Source organism: Mesonia sediminis, assembly GCF_042684705.1.
In the GTDB taxonomy this organism is placed as follows: Bacteria; Bacteroidota; Bacteroidia; order Flavobacteriales; family Flavobacteriaceae; genus Mesonia; species Mesonia sediminis.
Genome location: NZ_JBHULZ010000023.1, coordinates 341,241 through 363,188, shown reverse-complemented (window position 1 = coordinate 363,188; position 21,948 = coordinate 341,241). Strand labels below are relative to the sequence as shown.

The window sequence follows — 21,948 nt, the reverse complement described above, 5'->3', positions numbered from 1 at the left end:
TATACGACTTATCAGTAAATTTGTTGTATCTTTGCACGGCAAAAATAGAAGGCGGTTTATGGTTTACATAGATAGTAAAAGTCCTTCTGAAACTTTAAGATTTGAAGAAAAAGATGATAAAATTAACCACGGTAGCTGTTTTGGGTGCTGTGTTATTTTTAAGTTTTTCAACAAAAAAAGAGGCAATCCGCTTAGTGGCCTCAACCGATAATCTTCCAGATTATTACACAGTAAAATCTTCCCAAGAATTATTAGCCCAAAGAAAAATAAATTATCCCATTTTAGGAAAGGGTTATTTAGGCTTTAAAGAAGCACTTGCATTTAAGGAATCGGGGGGCGACTATTCGGTAATTAATCAGTTTGGTTATTTAGGAAAATATCAGTTCGGGTCTGGTACCTTAGAATTGGTAGGTGTTTATGATAGCCTTGGCTTCTTAAATTCGCCAGCTATGCAAGAGGCTGCATTTTATGCTAATGCCTCGCGCAACAAGTGGATTCTACGTAGAGAGATAAAAAATTATGTAGGAAAAAAGGTTAACCAAGTACTTGTAACCGAATCGGGTATTTTAGCTGCGGCTCATTTGGCTGGACCAGGGAATGTAAAAAAGTTTTTACGTTCTCAAGGTAAGAATAGTTTTTCAGATGCGTTTGGATCTAGTATTTCTTTTTATATGAAAAAGTTCGCTGGCTATGATACTAGTTTTATAGAACCCAACAGAAAAGCAAAGGTAGATTTAAAACAATTAGACGCAGACTTTACCGCTTACATTAATTAAAATGTTCTTTTTGAAATATAAAAATAGTGGGCTTTTTATGAAGGTCCACTTTTTGCTTTGACCATTCTTTTACGGGTAAGGTTTTTATAAACTCTTCGCTGGTGCTGATATTGCAAGCGATACAAAGTTGAGTGTTAGGGTTTAAACTACTTAATAATTGGTCTAAAAATTTGTTGTTTCTATAGGGAGTCTCAATAAAAACTTGAGCCTGCTGATGCTCAAAAGAATGTTTTTCTAATCGTTTAATGGCCGCTTTTTTTTCACCTTTATCAATGGGTAAATATCCATTGAAAGCGAAATTTTGGCCGTTTAAACCACTAGCCATCATAGCTAGTAGTATGGAAGAAGGACCAACTAACGGAATTACCTGAATGTTTTTTTGATGCGCTAGTTTAACAATTTGGGCACCTGGATCTGCTACACCTGGGCATCCTGCTTCACTCATTAGCCCCATAGGTTCGCCGCTAAGACAAGCCTCTAAAAAATAAGGTATATCTAAGGGATCTGTAAATTTATTTAAAACTTTAAAATTTAGTTTTACTTGAGATTTATTAGGAGCAACTTGCTTAATGAATCTTCGTGCTGTTTTCTCGTTTTCGGCAATAAAATGAGTGATTTTGTTGACATGCTCAATTACTTGTGGAGATAGCACATTGATTAAATCGTCATTACCTAAGCCAGTAGGAATCAAATATAAAGCTGCCGCTGATTTTGTCATCAAGAATCCTTATTTATCTTCTTTATGATCTCATCTGTAGCCTCATCCAGTAAGGAATAAACATGCTGAAAGCCATGATCCCCGCCATAATAAGGGTCTGGTACATCAGCATTTTCATCCACAAACAATTCATTTAGAATTAAGTGTACTTTTTTCTTATCTTGATTTGTTCTTGCCAGCTTAACTATATCTTTATAATTAGAATTATCCATAACATAGATAAGATCAAACCGGTCAAAATCCTTTACTTCAAATTGTCGTCCACGCTGTTGGCTAATATCTAAATTGTGTTTTCTGGCAATAGCTATAGATCGTTTATCTGGCGCATCATTAACGTGGTAATTTGAGGTACCCGCAGAGTCTACAAAAACTTTATTAGGGTCTAGTTTGCTTTTAAGCAAGCCTTCGGCTAAAGGTGACCTACATATATTTCCTAAGCAAACCATTAAAACCCGCATCATCCTATATTGTTAATCGTTTATCAAGCTCTTCTACAAATTTCTTAAATTGTTTATCTGTAGTCGATAAATTATTTACCGTTTTACACGCGTGAAGTACGGTGGCGTGATCACGCTTACCAATTTGCGAGCCTATACTGGCTAAACTCGCTTTGGTTAATTTTTTTGCAAAAAACATGGCCAATTGTCTAGCTTGAACAATATGTCTTTTTCTCGTTTTTGATTGCAAAGTCGCTACATCCATTTGAAAATAATCACTTACCACCTTTTGTATGTAATCTATAGAGAGCTCTTTTTTGGTGTGTTTAACGTAATTTTCAACAATTTTACGTGCCAAATCTATGGTGATTTCTTTTTTGTTAAAAGAAGAATGAGCAATTAATGAAATGATAGCTCCTTCTAATTCACGAATATTGGTTTGTATATTGTTGGCTAAATATTCAATTATATCCTGAGGCATTTCTACACCATCACGATACAGTTTGTTTTCAATTATTTTTACGCGGGTTTCAAAATCTGGATTTTGTAATTCCGCCGAAAGGCCCCATTTAAAGCGCGATAATAAACGTTGTTCAATATCTTGCATATCAACCGGTGCTTTATCACTGGTTAGAATTACTTGCTTTCCATTTTGATGCAGGTGGTTGAATATATGGAAAAATACATCCTGTGTTCCAGATTTACCCGATAGTAATTGAATATCATCTACAATAAGAACATCTATAATCTGATAAAAATGGATAAAATCATTTCTGTTGTTTTTACGAACAGATTCTATGTGTTGTTGGGTAAATTTTTCGGCAGAAATATATAATACCGTTTTTTCAGGATACTTTTCTTTTACCTCTACCCCTATAGCATGGGCTAAGTGTGTTTTTCCCAAACCTACACCACCAAATATTAAAAGAGGGTTGAAAGATGTTCCTCCAGGTTTGTTTGAAACCGCCATTCCAGCATTTCTAGCTAGGCGGTTAGAGTCTCCTTCTAAAAAATTCTCGAAACTATAATTAGCATTTAGCTGCGAGTCTATTTTAAGGTTACGAATACCCGGAATGATAAAAGGGTTTTTAAGCTCTGGCTTTTTGCTTTTTGAGGGTCGATCTATTTCTTGTGGAGAAACAGTTGAACGCTGAGTACTAGGAATCTTCTCGGTAAACGGACTTTTATTGCCGTAAGTATTCTCCATTTTGATAACATAGACCAGTTTAGCCTGCTTACCTAATTCTTTTGTTAGAGATACTTTTAAAATATTTACATAGTGCTCTTCTAACCATTCATAAAAAAATTTAGAGGGTACCTGTATGCTCAAGGCATTATCTGTTAATTTGATTGCTTTTATCGGCTCAAACCATGTTTTGTATGCTTGAGGTGTAATGTTGTCTTGTATAAAAGCCAAGCAATTATTCCAAACTGATTGCGCAGTTTTACCCATTCTTGTTATTTTTATTTTAGGTTAGTACTTAAATTAATGCTAATAAGTAAATTACAGGAAAACCCCTTTTACTTATTTGGGAAAACAAATATGTGAACAAAAAAGCTAATAAAAAAACCATAATGCTATTGAATATTTGGTTTTTTTTCGCCATACTTAAAAAGAGAAATGATAAACAAATTTATTACTATTGTATTTTATGAAAAAATCATTAAGCAGCTTCAAAGTACGCTACGCCGAAACCGATCAGATGGGGGTGGTGCATCACGCTAATTACGCATTATACTTGGAGGCAGCGCGATTAGACTGGTTAAATCAATTTGGTATTTCTTATAAGAAAATGGAAGAGGAGGGCATATTTTTGCCCGTTTATGAATTGTCTTCAAAGTATATAAAATCTGCCTTTTTTGATGATGAAATTACGGTAGAAACAAGTTTACGCGAGAAGCCAGGGGTAAAGATTATTTTTGACTACACTATATATAATAATCTTCAAGAAATTATTCATGAAGCAAATATAACCTTGGTCTTTATGGATGCTAAAACAAAACGCCCCATAAAGTGTCCAGACGCTATTTTAAAAGCTATGGGATTTTAAATTTTATTCGTCTATTTTTTTGATTTCAACACCATAAACCTTGTTGAATTTTTCAAACACCTTTTCACTCTCCGTTTTTCTTACACTAAAAGTAATTTTACATGCAATAAGAAACTCTTGGGTAAGCGGTTCAATTTGCTCTTCTTTTAAAATGCGCATAACTTGGTTCATTAAAGGATAGTCAAAATTAATTTGAAAGCTAGTTTTTATGGTTTTCTTTATAATTTTTGAAGCTTCCAAAGCCATTTGCGCACTTGTTTTATACGCACTAATCAATCCGCCTACTCCTAATTTGGTGCCTCCAAAATAACGTACAACAACAACTAATACCTGGGTGACATTAAAAGCTTGTAATTGCCCGTAAATGGGCATACCTGCCGAGTTATTTGGTTCTCCATCGTCGTTAGCCCGGTAATTTTCGTAGCGGGCACCAAGTTGCCAAGCATAACACCAATGACGAGCCTTATGATGTCGGGTTTTTAAATCGGTTAAGATTTCTTGAATTTGCGCTTCGTTTTGTACAGGGAAAGCATAACTGTAAAATTTACTTCCCTTTTCTTTATATAAGGTTTCTTTTCCAGGCTCTAGCAAAGTTAGGTAAGCGTCTTCTTTCAAATCTATTGGTTTGTAAGGGTGATTAAAATTAAACTAATTATGGCCAAGAGAATTCCCCACCAGTTTTTACGGATGAGTTTCTCTTTAAAAAAGATGATACCTATTAGTGTTGATAAAAGCACAATGCTAACGTTGTTCACAATAAATACCATTGAAGCGTCTTTAAAACTTCTTAAAGCGAGGACAAAAAAGTACACCGAAAAATAATTGGGAATCCCCAGTGCAATGCCGCCTAACAAGTCTTTCTTTTTAAAAGGTATGGCTTTTCTTTTGTATTGTATAATTCCGGCAATACTACCTATTATTGCTGCAAAGAAAAATATACTCATCGAGAATAGGGCAACATCACTATTGGCTACTTGATGCTCTTCTACAAATTTTATAAGGGTTTCAATTATTCCACTTCCAAAGAAAACCCCTAGTGGAAATAGCAGGGTTTTTAACCTTATATTTTTTAATTTGTTTGATTTTAAAGCACTAAAATAAACCGCAATTAGAGCAGTGATAATACCTATTACCTTTAGGAAGTTTAAGGATTCTTGATAGTAAATAATAACAAATACTACCGGAATCGCTAGACTCATCTTACTGGCTACAGAAACGGCAGATAAACCGCTTATACGTGTAGTTTCTGCCATAAGTTTAAAAACGCTTATGAATAAGACTCCAAGTAATAGTGCGCTTAAAAAGAAAGATTGTTGTAGCCAATCTGTTACCTTAAAATCTCTTTCTAATAAAAGATAACCCGCAAAAAATGCGGTATAATAATTAATCACAATAGCGTATAGCGTATTGATATTAAATTTACCAAGAAGTTTAAATACGGTATAAATTAAACTTGAACTTATAATACTAAAAAGCAAATAGATCAAAATAGGTCGGCTTTTATATTGAATAACTCGGTAACATCTTCTTTTGCTCTATCCAATAACCAGGTTTGGTAACCTAGTTGCTGTGCTGTAGCGATATTTTCTGGTAAATCGTCAATAAATAAAGCTTCGTTTGGATTAATTTGATGCTTTTGCTGTATGTGTAAAAAAATATCTTTATTAGGTTTACGCATATTTATAAGATGGGAAAGGTAAAATCCGTGAAAACAGCATTTAAAATCAGTATAATTCGGTTCATTATTTTTAATGAAATCGATATGAAGTTCATTGGTGTTACTTAGCAAGATTAACTCAAATTGATTATCGTTATATAAGGCTTGAATAAATCGAAGACGATGATTGGGTATATCTTGTAAAATTTGGTTCCACGCGGTTTTAAATTGAAATGGTGATAGCCCCTTGAAATTACTCAGATAAAAGGCGGTAAAATCTTCAGTGCTTATTTGCCCGGTTTCGTATAAGTGATTAATTCGATTTATTTCGCTAAGACTAGCTTTGCAAGAATATTGGCTTAAAGCATCGTGAGTGGCCATTTTGTTTAGGTTGATGAAAACGTCACCAAAGTCAAATACAATATGCTTAATCATTCACATATAATTTTATAAGGTTATCTGCCAATTCAAATTCTTTATTTAGATTGCCTTTCACTTTTGGCGCTGCAATACCAGATTCAAATTTTTTGGCTCCAATAATTTCATAAGCTTCATCCCAAAGATTACTAGCTATAAACGAATTGATAGTTCTTGTGCCTCCTTCGACAATTAAAGATTGTATGTTATTAGCGTATAGTACTTTGGTAATTTGCTCGGGAACATTTTTTTTAAAGTCAATTTTAAAATATTCAATGTGCTTTTGGGTATAACCTTTTTTAGGATCTTCGGTAAAAACTATAACTTTTTGATTGTCTTTAAAGATTTCCGAAGTCAAATCTACTTTAAGTTTAGCATCAATTAAAACTTTAATTGGGTGTTCGCCATACCACAACCGTGTAGATAAACTAGGATTGTCTTTTAAGGCAGTATTTGTTCCCACCAAGATAGCCTGCTCTCTAGCTCTTAAACGGTGAGCCCACTGTTTGCTAAACGCATTGCTAATCCATACAGGTTTTTTTTGATTTTGATTTATAGGAGCAATAAAATTATCTTTTGTTCGTGCAAACTTTATAATTATGTAGGGGCGCTGCTTTTGGTGAAAGGTAAAAAATCTTTTATTAAGCTCTTGGCATTCTTTTTCTAAAACGCCAACGGTAACATTACAACCGGCTTCCATAAGCTTTTTTATGCCATTACCAGCTACTTTAGCGAATGGATCAACAGTACCTATTACTACATTTTTGATACCTTTGGCGATAATTAAATCGCTGCAAGGGGGTGTCTTACCAAAGTGACTACAAGGCTCAAGACTAACGTAAATTGTCGATTTGGAGAGTAATTCTTCATTCTTAACTTGATGTATTGCCCGCACTTCTGCGTGAGCATCACCAGCTTTTTGATGCCAACCTTCTCCAATTATTTTTCCTTCGTGTACCACTACACTTCCTACCATTGGGTTTGGATAGGTTTTACCTATGCCATTTTTTGCCAGTTGTATGCAGCGTTTTATATATTTTTCGTGTACTTTCACGGTCTAAAATTACTAAGTTTTTTTGGAATGAGCTCAATAAAAATAAGAAGGATACAGGAATGTGATAATGAGGTTATGGCTCAAATTATTCGAAATTGTTTAAAAGAAAATAAAGCTGATTTGCCGGGTACTGCTTTCGCGGATAAAAGCCTAGATGCTTTATATGATTTTTACCAAGATTCAAATTCTCGCTATTTTGTAGCCACCAAGGGTAAAAATGTTGTGGGAGGTGCCGGAATCGCTCCTTTACCCAATACAATTGACGTGTGTGAACTTCAAAAAATGTACATTAGTAAAACTATGCGAAGGCATGGTGCTGCAAAAATGTTAATTGAGACCTGTTTATCATTTGCTAAAAATGCTCCTTTTAAACAATGTTATATAGAAACCATGCCGCAAATGCTACCTGCCCAAAACTTGTACAGGCAATACGGCTTTGACTTTATAGACCAAGCGATGGGTGCAACCGGGCATCACGCATGTACGGTTTATATGCTTAAAGAATTATAAAATATGCAATTGAATAAGTACAAAAATTATTTTTTTAATCAGCTAAAAACTATTTATCCTGAAACTGAAATTTCGAGTTTTTGGAGCTGGTTAACCGAATTCTATTTGAACAAAACAAGAATAGAACTTGCTTTAAATCCGCATCAGCTAACAGATGAAATGAAACAAAATTTTGATGATGCTTTAAACCGACTCAAAATTCAAGAACCTATACAGCACATTCTTGGTGAAACATATTTTATGGATTATCCTTTTTCTGTTTCGCAGGAAGTGCTCATACCACGACCAGAAACCGAAGACCTAGTGCGATGGATTATAGAAGATTATAGAGAAGTTGACGGACATATATTAGACATTGGTACGGGTAGTGGCTGCATTGCTATTGCACTAGATCTTGGTATGTTTAATGCTCGAGTAACGGCTTTAGACGTCTCTGAGAAAGCTTTAAAGATTGCTGCAGAAAATGCAAAAAGGAATCGTGCTAAGGTAAATTTTATAAAACAAGATATATTGTCGACTCAAGCGTTAAATCAAAATTACCAGGTCATTGTATCCAATCCGCCCTATGTTCGGGAACTAGAAAAGTCACAAATGCAGAAAAATGTATTGAATTATGAACCTGATTTAGCCCTATTTGTAACCGATGATTCTCCGCTTTTATTTTATGATAAAATAGGTCGATTAGCCTTTAGGCATCTTGAGAAAAACGGTAGCTTATATTTTGAGATCAATCAATATTTAGCAAAAGAGACGCTAGATTTACTCCGTAAAATCGGATTTAATGACGTGGAATTACGAAAAGACCTTTATGGAAATGACCGAATGATAAAAGCAAGTTTATGATTAAAAATTATAGTTCAAATAAGCTTAAAAGTATTGCTGTATTTTGTGGTAGCAATACAGGAAGTAATGAAAAAATAATAAAACAAAGCTATGCGCTCGGGGTTCATCTCGCACAAAACGATATTAAGTTGGTTTTTGGGGGCAGTAAACTAGGATTAATGGGACAAGTAGCAAATGGAGCACTTGATCATGGCGGTTTAGTGTATGGGGTAATTCCTCAATTTCTTAAAAGCAAAGAAATAGTTCATACCCAACTTACCAATCTTGTTACCACAAAAGATATGCACGAGAGGAAGTTGAAAATGCAAGAAATGAGTGATGGTTTTATTATGCTTCCTGGCGGGTTTGGTACTTTAGAAGAGTTCTTCGAAATTTTGACTTGGGCGCAATTGGGCTTACATCACAAACCAATAGGTATCTTGAATTCCGAAGGGTATTTTGATGATCTCTTGAAAATGATAAAAGCTATGGTTGAATCTGGGTTTTTGAAACAAGAGAACTTAAATTTAATAGTTGTCTCAAAAAATGAATCATCATTATTAGAAAAGATGCACCTTTTTGTTCCACCCAATAAGCCCAAATGGATCACTAAGAACCAAACTTAAACCTATATAAATGAATAATACAAAAGAACAAAAATTAGAGGCCTTTGGCCGTTTATTAGATATTATGGATGAATTGCGAGAGCAATGTCCTTGGGATAAAAAGCAAACTTTAGAGAGTCTAAGACATTTAACTATTGAGGAGGTATATGAACTAGGAGATGCGATTTTAGATAATAATTTAGACGAGCTAAAAAAAGAATTAGGAGATGTTTTACTACACATTGTTTTTTATGCTAAAATAGGAAGTGAAAAAAATAGCTTTGATATTGCCGATGTAGCGCATGCTATATCAGATAAATTGGTAGCCCGTCATCCTCATATTTATGGAGATGTAAAGGTTAAAAACGAAGAAGAGGTCAAACAAAATTGGGAGAAACTTAAGTTAAAAGAGGGGAATAAAAGTGTGCTTTCTGGGGTTCCTAAAACATTGCCCGCAATGGTCAAAGCAAATCGTATTCAAGACAAAGTTGCTGGAGTGGGATTTGATTGGGAAACGCCAGACCAAGTTTTTGAAAAAGTAAAAGAAGAATTACAAGAATTAGAAGATGCAAAAAATAACAAGTCGCAGAAAGAGATAGAAAATGAACTTGGAGATGTTTTTTTCTCTTTGGTGAATTATGCTCGTTTTTTGAACGTAAATCCAGAAAATGCACTAGAGAGAACCAATAAAAAGTTTATCAAACGCTTTGGTTATATAGAAGATAAGGCAAAAGAAAATAAAAAAAGTCTACATCAAATGAGCTTAGATGAAATGGATGTTTTTTGGGAAGAAGCTAAACAAAATGACTAAAAGCCACTCAAACTAGGAATTAAACGATAGTTTGTTTATTTTCATCTGTCTTTAAGAATAATTTTACTACAAATGAGAGAGAATTTTGTTTTATTAATAATGTTTTTAGGTTGCTTTAGCCTTTTAGCGCAACACGATCAAGATTTCGAAATTTGCAAGGCAGAAAGGTTAGCTGCAAAAAAGCATATAAATTTTAAAGCTAGTGGAAATACTGGTAACTACGATATTAATTACCATATGCTAGATTTAGATCTAGATCCCAATGTTTCTTATATCTCGGGTGAAATTACCACCCAGCTAACCGCTACTTCAAATACAATGCAAATTATATTTGATTTAGCCGCAAATATGCAGGTGAACGCGGTAAACCTTACTAATGGAGCTTCTTTGAGTTTTTCTAGAGTGGGAGATGAATTAATTGTTCAACTTCCTAATTTACTTATGGCGGGTCAAAGTATAAGTTTGACAGTCGATTATGAAGGAAACCCAATAAGTTCGGGTTTTGGTTCTTTTGCCCAAACTACTCATAATAATCGAGGTATAATATGGACGCTATCAGAACCATATGGCGCTAAAGCTTGGTGGCCTTGTAAACAAGATTTAAACGATAAAATAGATAGTATAGATGTTTACCTTAATGTACCTAAATTTAATACCTTTAATGAAGAAAATATCGCTGTAACCAATGGGGTGGAGCAAAGTAGTGTAGTTAACAACGGTTTAAAAACAACACATTTTAAACATAAATACCCTATCCCAGCCTATCTAATAGCGGTAGCGGTAACCAATTACAGCACTATTTCAAATAACTATAGCCATAACGGAATTACTTTTCCGTTAACAGATTATGTATATCCAGAAAATTTGGCTTCTGCAACTGTAGAGTTACAGCAGACGCCTCTTATTATGGATTTGTTTTCGAATAAGTTTGGAAGCTATCCTTTTTCAAACGAAAATTATGGCCACGCTCAATTTGGGTGGGGAGGTGGCATGGAACATACCACCATATCTTTTATGGGGAATTTTAGCCGAAGATTAATAGCCCATGAACTGGCTCACCAATGGTTTGGAAACCAAATAACCTGTGGTAGTTGGCAAGATATATGGCTAAATGAAGGCTTCGCGACTTACTTGTCAGGTATGGTTATAGAAGATTTTGATGGAAGTGCAGATTTTAATAATTGGAAATTTTCAAAAGTCAATCAAATTACAAGTGCCCCCGATGGTAGCGTTTATATACCGGCACAAGACACCCTAAGTGTTAATCGGGTTTTTAGCAGTAGGTTAAGTTATGGTAAAGGCGCAATGGTATTACATATGCTTAGAAAGAAATTAGGTGATACCGATTTTTTTGGCGCGTTAAATGCTTATTTGAATGATCCTAACTTACAATATAACTATGCAAAAACCGATGATTTTAAACAAGTTGTAGAGCAGTTTACGAGTCAAAATTTAACCGATTTTTTTAATGATTGGGTTTATGGAGAGGGGTATCCTAGCTTTAGCATAAATGCCACTCAAAATGCTAATCAAGTACAACTTAGCCTAAGTCAGTCGCAAAGCCATAGCAGTGTTAGTTTTTTTGAAGCACAAGTTCCTATACGTTTTAAAGGGAGTAATAACCAGGTACTAGATGTGGTAGCAGATCATCAACAAAATAATCAAATGTTTACGTTTAATGTTCCGTTTACAGTTACTCAAATTGAAATAAACCCAGAGTTTGATTTAATTGCAAAAAATAATACCGCAAATCTATCAGTCAGCAAAGTAGAGAAAGAAGAAATAAAGGTTTTTCCCAATCCGGTAAAAGAAATTTTATATGTTACAAATCCGCAAAAGCTTAAAAAATTAAAGCTGTATGATTTGTCGGGTAGAGTATTGGTGAAAACTTCATCAGCTTCTGTAGATGTAAAACATTTACCAGTTGGAGTATATATTCTTCAAGTTCATTTAAAAACAGGTGAGGTTATACAGAAGCAAATTCGTAAAGAATAATGCTGTTATTTACCGTGGAGTTCCTTTAGTAATTCAGGATTCATAACATGTTTACCATCAAAAGCGTGAATACTTAATTTTTTACCGAATAGCGCTCTCGCTTTTTGTAATTGTAAATTAAGTTTTTCTTTGGTAAGGTATTGGTCTTGTCTGCCATAAATCAAGAAAACTTTTGTTTCTGAACTCAGGTGTGAAAACGCTTTGACGTCAAGTTCCGCTGGTATGCTCCCTGAATGAATAAAAATTTGCTTCGGATTTAATTTTCGTTTAGCTATCCAACGCAGCGCTATAGAAACCCCTTGAGAATATCCTAAAATATTTAAAGGCAACTCACTTTGTTTATTTTCAACTCTATGAACGGCATCTAAATACTGAAATAAGTTTTCTAATTCTAGCCAAGTATTTTCTTTGGTGAGCCAACTGGCACCAACATGTTTAAAGTCTGATTTTTGATAATATTTTGAAGGAGCCTGCGGAACAATAAAGTAATTCTTTTGCTGGTCAAACGATTTGAAGTAACGAGCAAAGTATTTGCTGAGGTAGCCCATGCCGTGGAAGCAATACCAAAGCTGCTCAGTCTGAGGTCCTAAAAGATTGAGGGTAGAATAGGTGTTGGTGTGTTGGTAAGAAACTTCTTTTTCGAGACTACTCATATCTTATGCATTTTGTATTTTTACCCTTTCAAAATGCGAATTAAACGTATTTTAATTACATAAAAAAATGAAAAAAGATACAACAAAGTTATTGGCAGAATTAAATGCTCGATGCGAAAACACTTTGATGGAAACACTAAACATTGTTTACACGGCAATTGGAGATGATTTTTTAGAAGCCGAAATGCCAGTAAATTCAAAAGTTTATCAACCTGACGGTGTCTTGCACGGTGGGGCAATGGTGGCTTTAGCCGAAAGTGTAGGAAGTGCGGCCAGTATGATTTTCCTAGATAAGGAAAATTATTATATACGCGGGATAGAAATATCGGCCAATCATGTTAAAAGTATTAGCGAAGGGCTAGTCAAAGCTAAAGCTAAGTTCTTACATAAGGGACGCACCACTCAAGTTTGGGATATAAAATTAACCAATGAGCACGGTCAATTAATTTCTGCAGTTAAATTGACAACTCTAGCTATTCCTAAAAAATAACTTATGGAAAGTGACCTTTTTTTTAATGCTATAACCAATCATTTAAAGGCTCAAAAACCTTTGGTTGTATATCGAAAACCAGGCCAGTCCTTGGTGACCGCTCAATTACAACAGAAGTTAGCAAAGCAAACTTTTAAGCAGCATCAACAAGAAGGTTTTATTTTTGCACCATTTTATAAAGATGAAGCCAGCTACTTTTTTTCAATTAGAGATGCCGAAATTTTGAAGTTAACTAGTTTTGATAAATCTTCAATAGATTATGCAGAGCCAACAGTCTTGCCAGTAGAACGGGAAATTTTGTTTCAAAAACAGCAACATGTAAGGCTTATTTCTGCAGCGATTGATGAAATTAAGCAGGGCGGTTGCCAAAAAATCGTAGTTTCACGAATCGCAAAATATGCAGCAAAAGAAGATGCACTGAGCTATTTTAAACGCTTGCTTTATAAGTACGACTCAGCCTTTGTGTATATGTGGTATCACCCCGACGAAGGGGTATGGTTAGGAGCTACTCCTGAAGTTTTAGTTAGAACGCAAAGAAATAAATTAAAAACAATGGCATTGGCTGGAACTCAGAGTGCCAGAGAAAATCAAACAACTTTTGTATGGGGAGAAAAGGAGAAAAAAGAGCAAGCCTTTGTTACTGCTTTTATAAAAGATAACTTAAATGCTATCAATGGAGTTGAGCAAATTGAAATTTCAAGTCTAAAAACGCAGGTTGCGGGAAAAGTTGCGCATTTAAAAACTGATATCAGTGCTAAGTTTAATCCAGAAAAATTGAAAGAAATTATCAATCAATTGCATCCTACACCTGCGGTTTGTGGAACACCAAAAGATGAAGCTAGTAGTTTCTTAGCCGAAAACGAAAATTACAAACGCACTTATTATTCAGGATATTTAGGAGAAATAAATAAATCGGTCACCCAAGACCGCAATCCGCGAAAGCGCAATGTAGAAAATTCAGCTTTTAGAAGCTTGAGTAAAGAAACTGATTTATATGTGAATTTACGTTGTATGAAGTTAAATGAGGGTTATGTTCATCTGTTTTTAGGAGGAGGAATCACTGAAGAATCAGATTCAGAAATGGAGTGGGAAGAAACTTTAAAAAAAGCCAGTACTTTAGCTTCTATTTTATAGTAAGCTTTGCAATTATTAACCTTTTGGTATGGGGTATTTTACTAATTTTGAAATAAAATTTAATCTATGCAAATTTCGAGCATTCCATTAGCTCAATCGATTGTCTTGTTATGCTTGTCAAAGGGTATAAATCATATTGTGATATCTCCCGGTTCAAGAAATGCCCCGCTTACTATAAGTTTTTCAAATCATCCTGAAATTAAAGCTTTTAGTATAGTAGATGAAAGATCTGCTGCTTTTGTGGCCCTGGGGATGGCGCAGCAATTAAATAAGCCTGTTGGGTTATTGTGCACCTCTGGTAGTGCTTTACTGAATTACTATCCTGCTATAGCAGAAGCTTTTTACAGCGATGTACCTTTAGTGGTAATTTCTGCAGACAGACCCGTAGAGCGTATAGATATTGGCGATGGACAAACCATTAGACAAAAAAATGTCTTTAGCAATCACATTTTATACGAAGCCAATTTACATTCTGAGGTGGTTACAGATGTATACCAGAACGATAAGAAAATAGAGCAAAAATTTGGGGAGGCTAAGTTGCATAATCAGCGTGAAATTAATTTAGCCTTAAATACGGCTATCGAGAAGAATGGACCGGTTCATATCAATGTACCTTTTTATGAGCCGTTATATGGTTTGGTAGATAAACCCACAGTCGCTCCTTTGTTAATTGAACCCAATTTAGCTAGTAAAAAGTTAGAGATGCAGGAGGTGAAACCTTTTGCAGATAAATGGAGCAAAGCCAAGCGTAAACTAATTATTGTTGGTGTTTTGGCGCCTAATAGTATCGAGCAGCAATATTTAGAAATTTTGGTAAAAGATCCGTCGGTGCTGATTTTTACTGAAACTACATCAAACTTGCACCACCCAAATTTAATCTCTCGTATAGATAAGCTAATTGCACCACTTGAAAATATACCTAATCCAGCTGAGGCTTTTGAAAAATTACAACCAGATATTTTAATTAGTTTAGGCGGTCTTATTATTTCAAAGAAAGTAAAAGCATTTTTAAGAAACTATCAACCTAAGGAACATTGGCATGTAGGTACCAACCAAGCCTTGAATACCTACTTTTGTTTGAATAAACATTTTGATGTGACCATAAATCATTTTTTTAGTGTTTTTTTTCCAATGATTAAAGAAGTAGAAAGTGATTATCAAGCGTTTTGGATAAATAAAAAGAATCAAAGAGATGCACATCATCAAGAGTATATGAAAAATTTACCTTATTCAGATTTAAAAGCGTTTGAGTATTTGGTGCAAAATTTACCCCAAAAACAGTTGGTTCATTTTTCTAATAGCAGTATCATTCGATACGCCCAACTTTTTAAATTTAAACCTCATCAATATATTTATTGTAATCGGGGAACAAGCGGTATTGATGGAAGCAGTTCTACTGCAATTGGCGCCGCCATTGTTAGTGATTTCCCTACGACCCTAGTCACAGGTGATCTAAGCTTCTTTTATGATTCTAATGCTTTGTGGAATAATTATATCCCGCATAATTTTAAAATTATTTTAATCAATAACGGGGGAGGCGGAATTTTTAAAATTTTACCTGGAGCACAAGAGAATCCTACGTTTGAAACATATTTTGAAACCAAACATCAATTAAATGCATCTCACCTCTGTAAAATGTATGGTTTTGAGTACCATTGCGTACACCAAGAAACCACATTGGCAGACTGCTTGTCTCATGTTTTTCAACAAAATGATAAACCCCAATTGGTGGAAATTTTTACAGGAAATGAGCACAATGATGTTTTGTTAAAAAATTATTTTAAATACAAAACGAAAAATTAGGATAAAACTTGATTAAAAAGAAAAATAAATTTATCTTGAGCATTATATTAAAATATTAACAAATAAAATTATGAGTAAATTTGATGAAAAAATGGGTGATTACATCAAACACCTAGATGAAATAGAAGGTAATCACGATATCGACCTATTACGTAAAGTGGCAAAGGGTTTAGGGCCATCCATTTATAATAGAGATGCCTCGACAGTTTCAGGATCAGATGACAAAGAATTACAAACCGTTAAAAATAACTTCTTAATTAAAAAGTTAGGTTTGCCTGAATCTGATGATTTGATGGATGCTATACACAAGGTTATTGATATCTACGGACGTTCAAAACCAAATAAATATAGAGCTGTTGTATACTACTTGTTAACGAAACATTTTAACAAAGAATCTATTTACAATTAATTTTGTTTAAATTATAGAAGAACGAAAAGAACCTTTTTTAGGTTCTTTTTTTGTTTAATGAAATTTACCATAATCATTATGCGTACATTTGCACAAAATTTATAGCTATGCTTGCAATTGGGCAAACTCACAAACTTATTATAGATCGCGATACCCCTCCTGGGCTTTTTTTAAGAGATGATTCTGGATTAAAAGAAAACGAAATATTACTTCCTAACAAATATAAGCCAGAAGATTTTGAAATTGGTGATGAAATAGAGGTTTTTGTTTATTTAGATCACGAAGAGAGACCAGTAGCAACTACTTTGAAACCTTATGTCGCCTTGGACGAATTCGCTTATTTAAAATGTGTAGAGGTGAATAAACTAGGAGCTTTTCTTGACTGGGGATTAGAAAAACATTTATTTGTCCCTTTTAAAGAGCAAGCCTATCCTATGAAGGAAGGAGATTGGTACCTTATTTTTTGTTACTTAGATGAAACTTCAGAGAGGTTGGTTGCTTCAAGTAAAGTATTACATTTTTTAGATAATTCATCTTTAAGTGTGGCTCCTTTTGAGCGGGTAGAATTGTGGGTAGCCAATAAAACGGAATTAGGGTTTAATGTAATTGTAAACGACTTACACCAAGGTTTGGTTTATCATGATGATGTTTTCCAAGATTTAAAAACTGGAGATAAACTTAAAGGTTGGGTTAAAAAAACAAGGAAAGACAATAAAATTGATATTGTACTCAAGCGACCAGGTTATAGAAGCATAGAGCCTAATGCCGATAAGATTATACATGAATTACAGCTTCAAAATGGCTTCTTGCCTTTGCACGATAAATCAGAACCTGAGCAAATAAAAAAGCTTTTGGCTATGAGTAAAAAAAGCTTTAAACGCGCCATAGGTACACTATATAAAAAAAGAATGATAGAAATAAAGCCACAAGGGATTTATCTTATAGAGAATTAAGCCATCGGCGTAAATCTTCATTGGTTTTTTTAATAAATTTAGGAGCATCAAATCGGTAACCAATAACTACAGAAAAGTAGCGCACGGCGTCATCAACTTTCGCGTGTGAACTACTTGATTGATTTTGAACTTGGGTATAAGCCCGTATACCAGAGTAAAAAGAATCTGTAGTATAACCCAAACTTAGATCTAAACTACTGGTAGTGAGCAGATGCGTAGAACTACTCTCCCGGTCACTAGTGTGAAAGGCTCCTAAGCCTAACGATAATCCGCCGGCAACTAAAAAGCGTTCATTTATCACCCAATTATAGTAATAAGCAGGATTTATAGCTAATGTGTAAAAATTTGCATTTTCTATTTTATCTAAAACCCGAATTTTACGTAGTGCTGTAAACGAGTAAGAAATGGCTGGTATAAAACTACCAGCACTAATCATTTGTCTTTGATTTTCAAAATTTTTAGCCCGGAAAGAAAAATTTGGATTAAAATTAAATCCGGTTTTACCTTTAATTTTTAGTGATCTGGCATTTGGTAAATGAGAAGAAGCGTAGTCTACTGCCCGTACTTTAAAACCATTTTGTTTATAGAAATCAATCTCTTGAATCCACGGTCCTGGATATAAATTTAAAGAAAAGGAAAAAATTTGTCCATCTTCCTTATCTCGGTTACTATTAAATATTTCTGGTGCGAAGCCAAAACTAAATGCTAATAAATCATAATTAAAAGACAGACCTAAAGTTGTTTTTCTATTCGGTATAACCTCAATATTGGTTTTTAAATTTTCATTATATAAAGAAAATTCATTACTGGTATTAATCAGATTGGTTCTAATTAAAACCTTATTTGGGTATTGCCTAAAGTATTGATTATGGGCTAGACTGTCCTGCGCACGAAGACAGAATATAGTTGAGCATGCTAAAACTAGAATACAAAGTAAATCTCGTTGAAACATAATTAATTAAGATAAAAATTGAAATTTCTACCTCTTGCATTTTTGTTGCCCATATAATTTCCTCTATAATAATACCCATACGGATTTCGAATAAAGGGCCTACTCATATCTTCGTAAGCTTCATTTTTAATACCTCCGTCTCTGGTTTTTCTAGGATCTGTATCTACACTAAATTCCGTTTGACGTTTAAAATTGCTTCGTGAATCATAATAGACTTCAACCCTTTGTTTAATTTGCTGTAGTTGTCTAGTAGGTAGTTGCATAGAGTAGTTTGCCTTATTTTTGTTGTAGTGTTTTTCTTCAGCTAAAGCAAGCATATCAATCTTTTTAAAAGTAGAAAATTGATGCATCTTTATTGGCGGTATGCTAAAGTTACGTTCTTTTGATTCTATAGCGCCTAAAAAAGTGCCTAACGCAAGGCTATGGTTTTTTAAGCGCAAGGGCAATTCTAAGTTGTAATTTGTCTGTGGAATCTTTTGTGCTTGTTTTAGCTCTTGCCCATTTACAAACATAGCTATTGACATAAAAAGAAGTAATAAAAATTTTTTCATAATCAGCTTTTCGCGGAATAATTTTAAAGCAAAAACTATGCTAAAGATATTAATAATAGAGTAACTGTACTTAATTATTAGCTATTTTTGCTGTATTATCTAGTCTTTATGAAATTGTTATTACTTTTAAGACATTTGTAAATTGCAATTAGAATTAATAAAATTAAATCTTATAAAAATTTAAGCATGAGTAAAATAAATTGGCAGACCGCAAAAACATATGAAGATATAACTTACAAGAAAAGCAACGGGGTAGCTCGAATTGCATTTAACCGACCCGAGGTTAGAAATGCGTTTAGACCCAAAACTACATCAGAACTTTTAGACGCATTTCACGATGCACAAGAAGATACGAGTATTGGTGTAGTTTTACTGTCTGCAGAAGGGCCATCGCCTAAAGATGGTGTGTATAGCTTTTGTAGCGGGGGAGACCAAAAAGCACGAGGGCATCAAGGTTATGTTGGAGAAGACGGGTACCATAGATTAAATATTCTTGAAGTACAACGCCTCATTCGGTTTATGCCAAAAGCAGTGATTTGTGTAGTACCCGGCTGGGCAGTAGGAGGTGGACATAGCTTACATGTGGTATGTGATATGACTTTAGCTAGTAAAGAACACGCAATTTTTAAACAAACAGATGCAGATGTAACCAGTTTTGACGCAGGTTATGGTTCAGCTTACTTAGCGAAAATGGTGGGACAAAAAAAGGCACGTGAAATATTCTTTTTAGGGCGTAATTATTCGGCTCAAGAAGCCTTTGAAATGGGAATGGTAAATGCCGTGGTACCCCACGATGAACTAGAAGATACCGCCTATGAGTGGGCTCAAGAAATACTAGCCAAAAGTCCGACCTCTATTAAAATGTTGAAATTTGCAATGAATTTAACCGATGATGGAATGGTAGGCCAACAGGTTTTCGCTGGTGAAGCGACACGATTAGCTTATATGACAGATGAAGCCAAAGAAGGAAGAGATGCTTTTCTAGAAAAAAGAAAACCAAACTTTGATAAAATGTGGTTGCCATAAAAAATGAAAGATTTCGTAAATAATTCAATTGACCTAAATGATTTACCAGATTTTGAATCGGTTCATCTAGAAATTAGTGAAAAAAATTATTTTAAAAAGATGGTCATGCAATGGGCCATCTTTTGCCTCGTTTACAGCTTAATTTTATTAGCGCTTATGAATGCTAAATGGGGTATTCCTATATGGATTTTCAAGCTAAGCAGTTTTTTTGCTTTTAGCTTTGTTTTAATAGGCGTCTTTTTAAGTTTTAAACGCTATAAGAGTATAGGTTATGCTTTAAGACAGAAAGATGTGATTTTTCAACAGGGTTGGTTAATAAAAAAAACAACTGTCATTCCCTTTAACCGTATACAACACGTGGCTTCAAAGCAAAGTTTTTTAGATAAAAAATTGGGGCTGGCTGTACTAAGAATATATACCGCTGGTGGTTCAGGTAGTGATATTAGTATTGTAGGTCTTTTGCCTAAAGAGGCCTTAAAAATTAAAGAATTTATAATTCAGTTAATCGATGCCGAAGAAAGAACAGAATAAGCTCTTTGCTATACCACAGAATCAAAATAAACTGGGTATTTTGTTTATTTTTCTTTATTCTTTATACAAAGTTACTCGGGGTCTTATTGCCATTTTTCTTTATAGTGCTCTCACTCAAAAGCTTAGTAATTATTGGTTTTATATCACTTTGGGCTTAAGTGTATTATTCTTAACAGTATTGGTTTTTAGTTACTTATCTTATAAGAATTTTAAATTTCATATTGATTATAAAAATTATAGGTTTGTTCTCAAACAGGGTGTTTTTTCCACGAATACCCTAGATATTTCCTTACAAAGAATACAACAAGTTTATGTTAAAAGAACAATTATTCATCGAATTATAGGGGTTTGTAGTCTAGTGGTAGAATCTGCCGGTAGTTCCGATAAAGAAATTGAAATCAAGGCATTATCAGAAGATAAGGCATTGGCCCTACAACAAGAATTATTAGCGCTTAAAGCGGAAAAATATTCGGTAAATAAAGAGTTAAGTAATGACCTGTTAAAGGAAGATTTAAATGAAAATGATTTTAAACAGGCCGCAGATTCCATATCAAAGAATAATGTCGAGTGGACTTATAAATTAGGTCTTAAGAAGTTATTATTATTGGGATTAACCAGCAACTACTTCAGAGGTCTAGGATTAATCATAGTGTTTATAAGTACCGTATATGGTCAATTTTCTCAATTTGTTGATGATAATGCATATTGGAATGGGGCAGAGGAGTATTTGGAAAAAGAGTATACTAGTGTATTTGAAATAACTTTGGTATTGGTTCTCAGTTTTTTCATATTATTTGGCTTAAGTATCCTAGTAAGTATTATAGAAACTATATTAAAAAATTTTGAGCTTAAGATCACCAAGAAAAAAGAATCTTTAGAAGTTGAAATGGGTTTAAAAACCAATACAAAATGGAGTTTAAATCCGAATCGGGTTCAAATAGTAACCCGTAGCTCAAATCCATTACAAAGTCGGTTCGATTTACATCAGCTTCAATTAGCACTAATTGGCAGCGATGACCAGATTAAAAAAAATAGTCTTAGTATTCCTGCGTTGACGATAAGTAAGATGCAGCAAATTCAAAACTTTTTGTTTTCCGTAAAATTAGAAAAGGGAGAATTTGTTAGAATGTATCCTATTTGGCTGGTTAAGCGATTAGTTATAATTACACTGCTTGTTGTGGGTGCATTCTTTTTAAATTATTTTGTAGGTTGGTTTAGAATAGAATTGCTGGCCTCAATTCTAATTCCTGTTGGATTAATTTTGTTTACATTACAATTTTTTATCTTTCGGAGTTCTAAATTGGCTATCACTCCAAATTTTATTATAAAAAGCCAAGGTGTTTGGTTTAAAAAAAGAAAGTATATCGAGCTTTACAAGATACAAGCCTTTAGTGTTCATGAACCTATTTTCTTAAGGAAAAGAAAGTTGGTGCATATTACTTTTCATACCGCTGCCGGAGATTTGCGTTTTAATTATCTTCCCAAGCGTTATTGTGCTAGATTGAACTATTTGCTATACCGTGTAGAATCATCGCAACAAGCTTGGATGTAAAAAAAGCCTTCAGTTCAACTGAAGGCTTTTTATATTATAAA

The 21,948-nt window shown here is 34.0% G+C and carries 25 protein-coding genes; 15 read left to right on the top strand and 10 right to left on the bottom strand.

Going from position 1 to position 21,948, the window contains the following annotated elements; genetic code table 11:
- Positions 1 to 113: 113 nt before the first annotated feature.
- Entirely contained in the window at positions 114 to 776 is a 663-nt protein-coding gene (locus ACFSQ0_RS04820) for a peptidoglycan-binding protein LysM (RefSeq protein WP_379044922.1), read from the top strand.
- Here ACFSQ0_RS04820 and ACFSQ0_RS04815 read toward each other — a convergent pair.
- Genes ACFSQ0_RS04815 through dnaA form a run of 3 tightly spaced genes read right to left on the bottom strand, consistent with a single transcriptional unit; the run spans position 769 to position 3,384 of the window.
- On the bottom strand, positions 769 to 1,494 hold the full coding sequence (locus tag ACFSQ0_RS04815) for an SAM-dependent methyltransferase (protein WP_379044919.1): 726 nt from the start codon (positions 1,492 to 1,494) through the stop codon (positions 769 to 771). The two genes, ACFSQ0_RS04820 and ACFSQ0_RS04815, sit on opposite strands and share 8 nt — an antisense overlap.
- The gene (locus tag ACFSQ0_RS04810; protein ID WP_379044915.1) at positions 1,494 to 1,955 is read right to left on the bottom strand and encodes a low molecular weight protein-tyrosine-phosphatase; all 462 of its coding nucleotides are present in this window, start codon (positions 1,953 to 1,955) and stop codon (positions 1,494 to 1,496) included. The genes ACFSQ0_RS04815 and ACFSQ0_RS04810 overlap by 1 nt, the downstream gene beginning before the upstream one ends.
- A 1-nt stretch (position 1,956) precedes the next feature.
- A complete protein-coding gene (gene dnaA, locus ACFSQ0_RS04805) occupies positions 1,957 to 3,384 on the bottom strand; it encodes a chromosomal replication initiator protein DnaA (protein WP_379044912.1) in 1,428 nt (475 codons plus the stop codon).
- A 199-nt stretch (positions 3,385 to 3,583) separates the two neighbouring features.
- On the opposite strand from dnaA, the gene ACFSQ0_RS04800 reads away from it, so the two are divergent.
- The gene (locus tag ACFSQ0_RS04800; protein WP_379044909.1) at positions 3,584 to 3,982 is read left to right on the top strand and encodes an acyl-CoA thioesterase; all 399 of its coding nucleotides are present in this window, start codon (positions 3,584 to 3,586) and stop codon (positions 3,980 to 3,982) included.
- A 3-nt stretch (positions 3,983 to 3,985) separates the two neighbouring features.
- On the opposite strand, the gene ACFSQ0_RS04795 is transcribed toward ACFSQ0_RS04800, so the two are convergent.
- Genes ACFSQ0_RS04795 through ribD form a run of 4 tightly spaced genes read right to left on the bottom strand, consistent with a single transcriptional unit; the run spans position 3,986 to position 7,110 of the window.
- A complete protein-coding gene (locus tag ACFSQ0_RS04795) occupies positions 3,986 to 4,597 on the bottom strand; it encodes an IMPACT family protein (RefSeq protein ID WP_379044906.1) in 612 nt (203 codons plus the stop codon).
- Between the two features lie 2 nt (positions 4,598 to 4,599).
- Positions 4,600 to 5,469, bottom strand: coding sequence for an EamA family transporter (locus ACFSQ0_RS04790; protein WP_379044903.1), 870 nt, complete (start codon positions 5,467 to 5,469; stop codon positions 4,600 to 4,602).
- A complete protein-coding gene (locus tag ACFSQ0_RS04785) occupies positions 5,466 to 6,074 on the bottom strand; it encodes an HAD-IA family hydrolase (RefSeq protein ID WP_379044900.1) in 609 nt (202 codons plus the stop codon). The genes ACFSQ0_RS04790 and ACFSQ0_RS04785 overlap by 4 nt, the downstream gene beginning before the upstream one ends.
- Positions 6,067 to 7,110 (bottom strand): bifunctional diaminohydroxyphosphoribosylaminopyrimidine deaminase/5-amino-6-(5-phosphoribosylamino)uracil reductase RibD, encoded by a 1,044-nt coding sequence (gene ribD, locus ACFSQ0_RS04780; RefSeq protein WP_379044897.1) that lies wholly within the window; start codon positions 7,108 to 7,110, stop codon positions 6,067 to 6,069. The genes ACFSQ0_RS04785 and ribD overlap by 8 nt, the downstream gene beginning before the upstream one ends.
- Positions 7,111 to 7,137: 27 nt before the next feature.
- Between ribD and ACFSQ0_RS04775 the strand changes: the two genes are divergently transcribed.
- The 5 genes from ACFSQ0_RS04775 (at position 7,138) to ACFSQ0_RS04755 (ending at position 11,853) form a co-directional block, all read left to right on the top strand.
- Complete coding sequence (locus tag ACFSQ0_RS04775; protein WP_379044894.1) at positions 7,138 to 7,620, top strand: GNAT family N-acetyltransferase; 483 nt, start codon at positions 7,138 to 7,140, stop codon at positions 7,618 to 7,620.
- A gap of 3 nt (positions 7,621 to 7,623) precedes the next feature.
- The gene (gene prmC, locus ACFSQ0_RS04770; protein WP_379044891.1) at positions 7,624 to 8,463 is read left to right on the top strand and encodes a peptide chain release factor N(5)-glutamine methyltransferase; all 840 of its coding nucleotides are present in this window, start codon (positions 7,624 to 7,626) and stop codon (positions 8,461 to 8,463) included.
- On the top strand, positions 8,460 to 9,068 hold the full coding sequence (locus tag ACFSQ0_RS04765; RefSeq protein WP_379044888.1) for an LOG family protein: 609 nt from the start codon (positions 8,460 to 8,462) through the stop codon (positions 9,066 to 9,068). Before prmC ends, ACFSQ0_RS04765 begins: the two co-directional genes overlap by 4 nt.
- Positions 9,069 to 9,078: 10 nt before the next feature.
- Complete coding sequence (gene mazG, locus ACFSQ0_RS04760) at positions 9,079 to 9,858, top strand: nucleoside triphosphate pyrophosphohydrolase (protein ID WP_379044885.1); 780 nt, start codon at positions 9,079 to 9,081, stop codon at positions 9,856 to 9,858.
- A 72-nt stretch (positions 9,859 to 9,930) separates the two neighbouring features.
- On the top strand, positions 9,931 to 11,853 hold the full coding sequence (locus ACFSQ0_RS04755) for a M1 family aminopeptidase (protein WP_379044882.1): 1,923 nt from the start codon (positions 9,931 to 9,933) through the stop codon (positions 11,851 to 11,853).
- A gap of 5 nt (positions 11,854 to 11,858) precedes the next feature.
- Here the strand turns inward: ACFSQ0_RS04755 and ACFSQ0_RS04750 are convergent, their stop codons facing one another.
- Positions 11,859 to 12,506, bottom strand: coding sequence for an alpha/beta hydrolase (locus ACFSQ0_RS04750; RefSeq protein ID WP_379044879.1), 648 nt, complete (start codon positions 12,504 to 12,506; stop codon positions 11,859 to 11,861).
- A 67-nt stretch (positions 12,507 to 12,573) separates the two neighbouring features.
- Between ACFSQ0_RS04750 and ACFSQ0_RS04745 the strand changes: the two genes are divergently transcribed.
- From ACFSQ0_RS04745 to ACFSQ0_RS04725, 5 genes are all read left to right on the top strand, one after another.
- Positions 12,574 to 12,996 (top strand): hotdog fold thioesterase, encoded by a 423-nt coding sequence (locus ACFSQ0_RS04745; RefSeq protein WP_379044876.1) that lies wholly within the window; start codon positions 12,574 to 12,576, stop codon positions 12,994 to 12,996.
- Positions 12,997 to 12,999: 3 nt separating this feature from the next.
- Positions 13,000 to 14,130: a chorismate-binding protein gene (locus tag ACFSQ0_RS04740; RefSeq protein WP_379044873.1), complete on the top strand. Its 1,131-nt coding sequence runs from the start codon at positions 13,000 to 13,002 to the stop codon at positions 14,128 to 14,130.
- Between the two features lie 66 nt (positions 14,131 to 14,196).
- Positions 14,197 to 15,933 (top strand): 2-succinyl-5-enolpyruvyl-6-hydroxy-3-cyclohexene-1-carboxylic-acid synthase, encoded by a 1,737-nt coding sequence (menD, locus tag ACFSQ0_RS04735; protein ID WP_379044870.1) that lies wholly within the window; start codon positions 14,197 to 14,199, stop codon positions 15,931 to 15,933.
- 70 nt (positions 15,934 to 16,003) lie between these two features.
- On the top strand, positions 16,004 to 16,342 hold the full coding sequence (locus tag ACFSQ0_RS04730; protein WP_379044867.1) for a DUF2853 family protein: 339 nt from the start codon (positions 16,004 to 16,006) through the stop codon (positions 16,340 to 16,342).
- 107 nt (positions 16,343 to 16,449) lie between these two features.
- Positions 16,450 to 17,295, top strand: a complete 846-nt coding sequence (locus tag ACFSQ0_RS04725) for a CvfB family protein (protein WP_379044864.1) — start codon at positions 16,450 to 16,452, stop codon at positions 17,293 to 17,295.
- Here ACFSQ0_RS04725 and ACFSQ0_RS04720 read toward each other — a convergent pair.
- Together ACFSQ0_RS04720 and ACFSQ0_RS04715 are read right to left on the bottom strand one after the other, a co-directional pair.
- Positions 17,282 to 18,247: a DUF4421 family protein gene (locus ACFSQ0_RS04720; RefSeq protein WP_379044861.1), complete on the bottom strand. Its 966-nt coding sequence runs from the start codon at positions 18,245 to 18,247 to the stop codon at positions 17,282 to 17,284. The genes ACFSQ0_RS04725 and ACFSQ0_RS04720 overlap by 14 nt on opposite strands.
- 2 nt (positions 18,248 to 18,249) lie before the next feature.
- Complete coding sequence (locus tag ACFSQ0_RS04715; protein ID WP_379044858.1) at positions 18,250 to 18,798, bottom strand: hypothetical protein; 549 nt, start codon at positions 18,796 to 18,798, stop codon at positions 18,250 to 18,252.
- A 186-nt stretch (positions 18,799 to 18,984) separates the two neighbouring features.
- On the opposite strand from ACFSQ0_RS04715, the gene ACFSQ0_RS04710 reads away from it, so the two are divergent.
- Genes ACFSQ0_RS04710 through ACFSQ0_RS04700 form a run of 3 tightly spaced genes read left to right on the top strand, consistent with a single transcriptional unit; the run spans position 18,985 to position 21,907 of the window.
- A complete protein-coding gene (locus ACFSQ0_RS04710; RefSeq protein WP_379044855.1) occupies positions 18,985 to 19,824 on the top strand; it encodes a 1,4-dihydroxy-2-naphthoyl-CoA synthase in 840 nt (279 codons plus the stop codon).
- 3 nt (positions 19,825 to 19,827) lie between these two features.
- Positions 19,828 to 20,355, top strand: a complete 528-nt coding sequence (locus ACFSQ0_RS04705) for a PH domain-containing protein (RefSeq protein ID WP_379044852.1) — start codon at positions 19,828 to 19,830, stop codon at positions 20,353 to 20,355.
- Positions 20,333 to 21,907, top strand: coding sequence for a PH domain-containing protein (locus ACFSQ0_RS04700; RefSeq protein WP_379044849.1), 1,575 nt, complete (start codon positions 20,333 to 20,335; stop codon positions 21,905 to 21,907). The genes ACFSQ0_RS04705 and ACFSQ0_RS04700 overlap by 23 nt, the downstream gene beginning before the upstream one ends.
- The last annotated feature ends 41 nt before the right edge of the window (positions 21,908 to 21,948 follow it).